We start from the raw sequence: 8,479 nt of genomic DNA on the forward strand, positions 1-8,479 counted from the left end.
AGCAAATAGGCGACCCGCATAGGTTAATTGGAACCGCTGGGTGCGAGACCCGCATGCCCAGTGGTGTGAGAGGGGTAGGTGAAAGCTTCCCCTACTCGATTTTCAAGTCTGGTATATCCTGTTACAAAAACACACATAAGGATTCATCGTGGATAAAAAAATCTTAGCTGCCGGGATGCAGAAAGGCTTCGTTGGCGTGGTTGTTGCCTACTTTTTGGCAATTGCTCTAGGCATTTTGGCCGGAATTTGGGAAAACCATTATTTAATGATCGTTGTGCAGTTCATTAGCACCGTTTTCATTAGATTGTTCAAGTTCTTAAGTATTCCGATCATTTGCGTGTCCATTATTTCTTCTTTGTCGACTTTGTCTCAGAACAATGAATCGGCGAAGATTTTCAGACACACGATTTTTTATACGCTTTCAACAACGATTCTTGCCGCTTGCGTGGCCGCCTCTTTATACGTGCTTTTTACACCGGCGAACGTGGCCGTCATCGGAACGGCTCCTGATATCTCTAATAAATTAGGAAGTCACTCTTATTTGGATTACGTGGAAAGCATTGTCCCCGATAATTTCATTACGCCGTTCCAAACAGCGAACGTTCTTTCTGTACTTCTCATCGCTGCAGCTGTCGGTATTGCCATTGCAAAGATGCCGAGAGAATCTAAGAATCAGGATCTCATGATCACATTCTTTAAAGCGTCTCAGGATGTTCTCTTTACGCTTGTCAATTGGCTTATCGTCGTTTTGCCGATCGGTATCTTTGCTTTCGTCGCTTCACTGGCTCAGGAAGTCAGCCATGGCGTCAGCTTAGGCGGTTTGGGAACTTACTTCGCATTGGTTATTTCCGCGAACTTAATCCAGATGTTCATCGTGATCCCTGCCTTCCTGATGTTTAAAGGATTCAATCCGATTAAAGTTGCAAAGGGAATGCTGCCGGCTCTTGCTCTGGCTTTCTTCTCTAAGTCCTCAGCTGCAACACTGCCGGTCACAATGAGATGCGCGCAGCAGAACCTCGGAGAAAAACCGCAGGTTGCGCAGTTCGTCCTTCCGATGTGCACAACAATCAACATGAATGGCTGTGCGGCTTTCATTTTCTTAACCGTCGTCTATCTGATGCAAAATGCTGGTCTTGATATCCATCCCGGTGTCATTGTTGCCTGGATCTTTATTGCGACTCTGGCAGCTATCGGGAACGCCGGCGTGCCTATGGGCTGCTTCTTCTTGTCCGCAAGCTTGCTCGCCAGCATGAATGTTCCCATCCTTCTGATGGGAGTGATTCTGCCTTTCTATGCCGTGGTAGATATGATTGAAACCAGTCTTAACGTCTGGTCCGACAGCTCTGTTTCTGCGATGGTTGATAAAGACATGAAGGAACTTGATGCAGTTATGGCAGCCAAGTAACTTGGACTTCTCTGCAATTTGATTGCAGATGGTCATTGATAGCTAATTCAGCCTCCGATGGAGGCTGAATTCGTATACAGCGCTCATAGAGTAGGAAAATCTGGATAATAGGTGGTGAAGAAACCAAGGTTAGTGATCACCCGCAGAGGCGTCAAAAATGTAAGCAGGCGTAAAGCAACCTTGGTTAGAATGGAAGTAGTCCGTTTTTTAGTCCTTTTGAGCTGTCAGGTTGTATTATGTTTATTAACGATATTTGGTCTTGTGGTGTTACAACGAAAACCAAGAAAATCGTTGCTGAAGCCCAGAAGGATGGTTATTTGCTGAATTTTTTGCAGCTGGAATTGGAGGAAGGCGGTCTTCCTAATTGGAAGACGATCAATTCTTTCTGCGAACTGGTCGCAACCTCGACACAAAATAATCCTCCTGACGAAGCAATGCAGTCGCCTCAGGAAAAGTTTGACCGCTTGATGAACGCTATCTTTTTGAAGACGTTCAATCTTAGAAATTATGAGGAAGACCCTCTTTCTGCCGGCGAAATCCTCCTATTTACAAAATTGGAATCCATTGATCGCCGGGACCGGTTTGCGACAACAGCTCTTTACTTAGCTGCTCCGGCGATTCTTAAATTAAGAGGCTTAAAAGGCGGCTACGATGTGAGAAGGATCTTTTCCTTGGCCGCTTATAAAGCTATGGAAGGCGGGACTGCTAAGAACAAGGAGCTGCAAATTCTCATCGGCGATCTCTTCGAAGATGAAAACTTGAGAAAAGCGGTCCATCGAATTTGGTATGTCTTTAAGGACGCGAGAGGCAATCCGGAAAAATGCGCCAGAGGACTTCGAGACCTCGCCGACGGGATTTATCTGCAGGCGATGAAGGCAGAACAGGCTCGAAAGGCCTCGTAGGATTCTGTAAAAACTATTAGTAAAAACGCGTCAAAAGATGACTTCCCGGCCGTAAAAAGGCAGAAGTCGGTCTAAATCAATTTGTTAAAATAGCCATTTGCATCTTTTCTTTGTCGCTGGATTGACGCCCGTATGTCTCTTGAGCAAGATAATAAAGTCAACGATTACTCCGAAAAATCGATTCGCATTTTGAAAGGTCTTCAGCCGGTTAAACAACGCCCCGGTATGTATACCTTGACGGATTGTCCTTTGCACATTATTCAGGAGGTCATCGACAACGCGACGGACGAGGTTTTAGCGAATTTCGCCAACCGAATCATCCTGACCGAACACGCTGACGGATCGATTTCCGTAGAAGATAACGGACGCGGCATTCCGGTCGGTATTCATCCGGAAGAGAAGGTTCCAGTTGTTGAAATCGTTTTCACTCGTCTGCATGCCGGCGGTAAATTCGACAAAGGTGCCGGCGGTGCCTATTCTTTCTCCGGCGGTTTGCACGGCGTCGGTGTTTCTGTCACCAATGCGCTGTCCTCTCGCCTGGAAGTAACCGTTTGGCGTGACGGTCTCGAAAGCTCAATTACTTTCGAGGACGGTTTTGTTACGGTGCCTTTGAACAGTGTTAAAACTCCTCGACCAAAGAAAGCGACCGGAACGAGGGTTCGCTGCTGGCCGGACGGAAAGTATTTCGACACGCTCACGATTCCTAAGAACCAGTTGATCCGCCTCTTGAGAAGTAAGGCAGTTTTGCTTCCGGGCTGCGAGGTGGTCTATCGCAATGAAAAAGACAACATCGAACAGGTCTGGAAATACGAAGGCGGTCTCAAGGAATATTTGACCGAACAGCTGGACCGTCCTCCGTTGGTTCAGCCTTTCGAAGCACAGGGCTTTGCCGGAGCGGACGACGATACCTTTTCTCAGGGCGAAGGCGCCGGCTGGGTCGTTTGCTGGACAGATGAAGGTCAGCTGGAACGTGAGAGCTACGTGAACCTGATTCCGACACCACTCGGCGGCACTCATGAAGCTGGTTTGCGCGACGGCGTCTTCCAAGCCATGAGAAGTTTCATGGAAACCCATGGCTTGGGCGCTAAAGGCATCAAGATGATCGTGGATGACGTGTTTGCGCGTGCCAGCTTTGTCTTGAATGCAAAAGTACTGGACCCTCAGTTCCAGGGACAGACCAAAGAAAAATTGATCAGCCGAGATGCGCTGAAGCTGGTTTCCAGCTTTGTGCGTCCGCAGATGGAGTTCTGGCTCAACAGCCACGTTGAAGAGGGCCGCAAGCTTGCTGAAATGTTTATCAAGCAGGCACAGGCGCGCCAGCATTCCGCTCAGAAAATCGAAAAGAGAAAAGGATCTTCTGTTGCGGTTCTTCCGGGCAAACTTACGGATTGCACGAGCGGCGATATTTCCCGCAATGAACTCTTCCTGGTGGAAGGTGACTCTGCGGGCGGTTCGGCTAAGAAGGGACGCGATAAAGAATATCAAGCCATTCTTCCTCTTCGCGGTAAAGTTTTGAACACATGGGAAGTCGATCAGAACCTGCTTTTCGGCAACAAAGAAATTCACGATATTTCGGTTTCTATCGGTGTCGATCCCCACAAGATCGGTGAGAAGCCCGATATTTCAAATCTTCGTTACGGCAAGATCTGCATCATGGCCGATGCCGACGTGGATGGCTCTCACATTGAAGTGCTCCTGCTGACGCTTTTCTACAAGCACTTTTCCTACCTTATGGAGACAGGGCATATCTACATTTCGATGCCGCCGCTTTTTAAGGTTTCGGTTCCGAACAAAGGAAAGAAGAAAGAACGCCGAATTTACTGCTTGAACGAAGAAGAGCTGAAAAAGACAGTCGAGAAACTCAAAAAAGAAAAATTTACCGATGCTCAGATCGTTATCTCACGATTCAAAGGTCTCGGCGAAATGGATTGGGAAGAACTCAAAGAGACTTCTTTGGATCCCGAAACCCGCAGACTTTTGCCGGTGAAGGTCGGACTACCGGGCGACGATTTAACCGGAAAGGCCATGCAGATTCTCATGGGAAATAAAGAAGCCGACGCACGTAAGCAGTGGATCGAACGCCACGGCGACCAGTTCGAACCTGATATTTAACTGAGCGCAATAAATGCCTAAGAAACCAAGACGCAAATTAACGGAAGCTGATCAGACCGAGCTTTTTGAAGAAATCGACGGAAAGGCGGTTCTGCCCGCAGCTGAAGACGAAGAGCCCCAAGAGAAGAAAGGAAAAGCTAAAAAAGCTCAGCCGGAACCCGAAGAAGACATCGGTAAGGGAACCGGTTTCCTCTTTGATATGCTAGAGGAGGAGCCGGAACATTCTCCTGAGGCAGAAAAGTCTTCCTCCGAGGGTGAAAAGAAATTAGAGTTTCAACCGGAAGATGCAACAGCAGAGTTGGCTGAACCGGCTTCTGAACCGAAGAATGAAGATTCTCTAGAAGAAGCCGAGCAGCTCGCTCAAAACCTGATGCGTGAAGATGCTTCTGACATGAAGGAAGAGCTTCAGGAAGTTGCGGACGAAGTTGAAGAAGCAGAATTGGTTCCTGCGCCTGCACAGCCCCGTGGTTCTGACATCGTCGAAGAAGCTCTGAAGCATGCCGACACAGACTGCGATGAATTAACGCTTGCATACTTTGCAAGCCGCGCTTATTTGGAATACGCTATTTCTGTGGTAAAAGGCCGTGCATTGCCGGACGTCTGCGACGGCATGAAGCCTGTCCAGAGAAGAATTCTCTACGCAATGAAGCGGCTCGGCCTGAATCCGGATGTCAAAACGGTTAAGAGTGCTCGAGTCGTCGGTGAAGTCTTAGGTAAGTATCATCCGCACGGTGACTCGGCCGCTTACGACGCTATGGTTCGTTTGGCGCAGGACTTCACGATGCGCTATCCGTTGGTTCAAGGTCAGGGTAACTTCGGTTCGGCTGACGGCGACGGTGCTGCGGCTATGCGTTACACCGAAGTCCGCCTTTCTAAGTATGCCGATCTTCTGCTTGGCGAACTGGACAAAGGAACCGTCAAATTTATTCCGAACTACGACGGAACCCATAAAGAACCAGTTTTACTGCCGGCCCGTCTGCCGGTGCTTTTATTGAACGGCTCCAGCGGTATTGCGGTCGGTATGGCAACCGAAATTCCGTCCCACAATCTTACGGAAGTCGGAGAGGCTGCCATTGAAGTGATCCGTAATCCTGAGATCACGACGGACGAATTGCTTGAAATTGTTAAAGGTCCGGATTTCCCGGGCGGTGCTCAGGTTATATCTTCTGCCTCTGACATTAAGAATGTTTATCGAAGCGGTTACGGCAACCTGCAGGTTCGCGCCACTTACCACTTTGAAGAGCTTTCCAGGGGCCAGTGGCAGTTAGTTTTTGACAGCGTTCCGTATAAAGTTTCCGTCATGAAGGTGATGTCGGAACTGGAAGCGCTCACTAATCCTAAGGCACCGCAAGGTAAGAAGTCTCTGACTGCAAAACAGCAGCAGGACAAGCAGCTGATCATGAACGTCATGAGCGGCATGAGAGACGAGTCGAGTGCTGAGGCACCTGTACGCTTGGTCATCGATCCGAAATCGAAATCCATTGATCGAGAAGAGCTCGTCAGCACCATTCTCAGTAAGACCAGTCTTGAAACCTCCTGCAAGTTCAACCTTGTGGTGATCGGCATTGACGGCAAACCTCGTCAAAAAGGTTTGAAAGACATTCTTTCCGAATGGGTTAGCTTTAGACTGCGTACGGTTCGCGCTCGATCTCAGACTTCTTTAAATGAAGCTGAAGCTCGTATCCATACGTTGGAAGGTCGTCTCATTGTTCTCGTTGATATTGAGGAAGTGATTCGCATCATTCGCGGTGCGGACGATCCCAAGAAAGAACTGATAACGCATTTCGGATTGTCTGATACGCAGGCCGAAGACATCCTTGAAATCAAACTGCGTCAGTTGGCCTCTCTCGATGAAGTCAAACTCCGTAAAGAGCTGGAGAAGCTTCGGAATGAAGCTGAACGTCTGCGCGGCTTGCTGACGGATGAAAAGAAACTGAGAAGAGAAGTCACCAAAGAGATCCGTCAGGATATTGACACCTATGGCGACGAAAGACGCACACTCATTGAAGAAGCCAAGGGCGCTTCGATTGCGAAACAGGTGATTGATGAACCTGTCACAGTGATCGTGAGTGAAAAGGGCTTCCTGCGTTCAAGACAAGGTCATGGATTTGACGCTCGTGCCATGAACTTCAAGCTGGGCGACAAGTATCGCTGCTCTATGGAATGCCGCAGTGTCGACAATTTGTATATCTTGTCGAACACCGGACGCATTTACAGTATTCCGGTTTCTTCTCTGCCGAGTGCCAGAGGCGAGGGGACTCATGTGAGCGCGTTCGTCCAATTCCAGGACGGAGATGTTCCCTTTGACTACATTTGCGGTGCGCCCGATACCGTCTTGCTGTTTACCTCAGACGCAGCCATGGGCTTCTTCTGCAAGATGTCTGATCTTGCAGTCCGTCAGAGAGGCGGCAAATCCTTCTTTATCTTGGACGGAGCTAAACCGCTTCCGGTTCAGGTTTCAACACCGTTGACCGGCTGGATCGCCGCGTTGTCTTCGAGCGGCCGATTGGTCGTCTTTACGACAGACGAGCTTCGGGCGCTTTCCAGCGGGGGCAAGGGCACCACGATCATGGCGCTCCAAGACGATGAAAAACTGGTTGCAGCCGTTCCGATTTCTCCGAACGGAGTCGTGGTGGTCGGAAAAGGCCGCGGCGGCAAGATTCAGGAACTTTTGGTCGGTCCTCGCTCCATTGAAGACTACCGAACACGGAGAGGCCGTAAGGGCCGGTTCGTTGAGGCTAAATGGGAGTTCTTAGGTTTGAAGCCTTATAAGCTTGAGACTGCCAATAAGGCAGACGACAGTGAAGAAGTCGAAGAGAGCACAATTATCTAAATAATTTCAAACTCTAATAAAAGGCGCTAGTTCCGGAAGGAACGACGCCTTTTCCTAAAAGTGGGTTCAGCTGCAAGATTCTCTCGGGAATGACTCCTAAAATGTGCACAGACAACACATGCATCGGAGGAAAGGATGCTTTGGAAAGACAGAGAAGGCAGCAGCAACGTTGAGGACCGCCGAGGCGAGGGCGGAGGATTCGGCGGAGGCGGCCCGAGATTTCCGATGCCTCGCGGCAAGTTGGGATTGGCGGTCTTGGCGGTTGTTTTAGTCGCCGGTTATTACGGGATTGACTTAACTCCGCTCCTCGGCTTGGATTCCCCGATGACCACACCGACACAAAGCTCAAGTTATCAGCCGAGTGCCCAAGAGCAGGAATTGGCGAAGTTCTCTTCAGTGGCACTGAGAACAACAGAAGAAACTTGGGGCCGAATTTTTACTCAGTCCGGTAAAAGGTATATTCCTCCGAAAATGGTGCTTTATTCCGGAAGCACCAGAACCGCATGCGGATACGGTCAGGCTGCGATGGGTCCGTTCTACTGTCCATCCGACCATAAGCTTTATGTGGACCTCTCTTTCTATAAAGACATGCAGAGAAAACTGGGAGGCGGAGGAGACTTCGCTTTGGGTTACGTCTTAGCTCATGAAGTCGGACACCATGTTCAAACGCTTCTCGGCATTTCTTCTCAAGTTCAGAAGCTGCAGTCTCAAGTCAGCCCTAAAGAAGCCAACAGGCTTTCCGTCAAACTTGAACTCCAAGCCGACTGTTTGGCAGGCGTCTGGGGACACGATATGCAAAGACAGGGCATCCTAGAGAAAGGAGACCTGCAGGAAGCTTTACGGACAGCAACTGCAATCGGAGACGACAGACTGCAGCGTGAAGCTCAGGGAAGAGTCGTGCCGGATAGTTTTACACATGGAACATCTGAACAGCGTTATTACTGGTTTAAGACAGGATTCGATACCGGAAATCCTGAGATGTGCAATACCTTTAAGGCCGGCGCCGGTCCGCAGTAACCCAAAAACAAAAAGTCCGACGAAAAAAAGTCGGACTTTTGCATGAAGCTAACGAGAATTACTCGTCTGTGCCAACCATAACGTTGGAAACCTTGATGACGGCATAGACTTGACCTGAACTGATTTTGGTTGACTCTGTTTTTGCTTAAAACTAATCGTAAGTTGACTCTTTGTTCTTAGAACTAAATGCAGTTGACCTTTAAGATTTTA

At 48.9% G+C, this 8,479-nt stretch carries 5 protein-coding genes; all 5 read left to right on the forward strand.

Translation table 11 applies throughout. The features are described 5' to 3' along the window. Positions 1 to 148: 148 nt before the first annotated feature. The 5 genes from ACZND6_RS12295 to ypfJ all read left to right on the forward strand — a co-directional run bounded on the left by ACZND6_RS12295 (position 149) and on the right by ypfJ (position 8,269). Complete coding sequence (locus ACZND6_RS12295) at positions 149 to 1,405, forward strand: dicarboxylate/amino acid:cation symporter (protein ID WP_281537171.1); 1,257 nt, start codon at positions 149 to 151, stop codon at positions 1,403 to 1,405. Between the two features lie 236 nt (positions 1,406 to 1,641). Next, entirely contained in the window at positions 1,642 to 2,307 is a 666-nt protein-coding gene (locus ACZND6_RS12300; protein WP_008863319.1) for a hypothetical protein, read from the forward strand. A 132-nt stretch (positions 2,308 to 2,439) separates the two neighbouring features. Continuing rightward, a complete protein-coding gene (locus ACZND6_RS12305) occupies positions 2,440 to 4,419 on the forward strand; it encodes a DNA topoisomerase IV subunit B (protein WP_008811755.1) in 1,980 nt (659 codons plus the stop codon). A gap of 13 nt (positions 4,420 to 4,432) precedes the next feature. After that, on the forward strand, positions 4,433 to 7,252 hold the full coding sequence (gene parC, locus ACZND6_RS12310; protein ID WP_489524740.1) for a DNA topoisomerase IV subunit A: 2,820 nt from the start codon (positions 4,433 to 4,435) through the stop codon (positions 7,250 to 7,252). 135 nt (positions 7,253 to 7,387) lie between these two features. Then, positions 7,388 to 8,269 (forward strand): KPN_02809 family neutral zinc metallopeptidase, encoded by an 882-nt coding sequence (ypfJ, locus tag ACZND6_RS12315; RefSeq protein ID WP_489524741.1) that lies wholly within the window; start codon positions 7,388 to 7,390, stop codon positions 8,267 to 8,269. The last annotated feature ends 210 nt before the right edge of the window (positions 8,270 to 8,479 follow it).

It is taken from the genome of Parasutterella sp., assembly GCF_057870745.1.